Raw genomic sequence first — 633 nt, 5'->3', positions numbered from 1 at the left:
GTTCGCGCTCGGCGTGTTTGGTGTGTCATGCGCCGGGGTTCGGATTCCAGGACCAGCCGGGGCTGTTGGGTGGGCTGACTGGTTCGGGGATGTGGGCGGCTGCGCATTGGCGTACGGCGAGGCTGGGTGGCTGGTTGAAATCGGTCCCGATGTCGTTGAGGACTTGCCAGTCGCCGAAGACATTGTGAATCGGGTACCAGTGCGGGCCGTGTTGATTGGCTGGGGGCGGGGTTCCCGTGCGCCGGTAAGTCAACACTTCCCCGGTCCATGCGGGGCCCGGAACGCAGATTGTGGCTGTCGCGATATTCCCGTCACTGTGAAAAGCGCCGATGAAGAGCGCGCCGTTGCTGGGGGGTAGCGGCTGCGTGGGATCGTCGGTGCCACCGCCTATATGCGGTGGAGGATGATGGAACTCGCTGGCGTGTAAGAAGCCCGGGTATGCGGCTCGTGCGCCTTGTGATCCGGATTCCATTGCGATGTAGGTCGAGTCGTTTACGGCGCGGATGAAGGTGGCGTCGGGGCTCATGAGATCGAGCGCAGGGGTGGGTATCCAGTAGGTGGTGAAGTGGAGGAACCATGGAGGCGCGTAGACCGAGGGAGTTGGCGTGGTGTTGGGTGTTGTGCATGCGGCTA

General features: G+C 63.0%; 1 protein-coding gene. It reads right to left on the bottom strand.

What is annotated here, in order from left to right; genetic code table 11:
* Positions 1-25: 25 nt before the first annotated feature.
* Positions 26-633, bottom strand: a 608-nt coding sequence (locus ACLQ3C_RS21460) for a hypothetical protein (protein WP_425707114.1), incomplete at its 5' end; no start/stop codon positions are given.

The organism is Gordonia sp. DT30 (assembly GCF_049844915.1).
GTDB lineage: Bacteria > Actinomycetota > Actinomycetes > Mycobacteriales > Mycobacteriaceae > Gordonia.
Note: the sequence above shows the minus strand (reverse complement) of the source record. Positions and strands in the feature narration are given on the sequence as shown.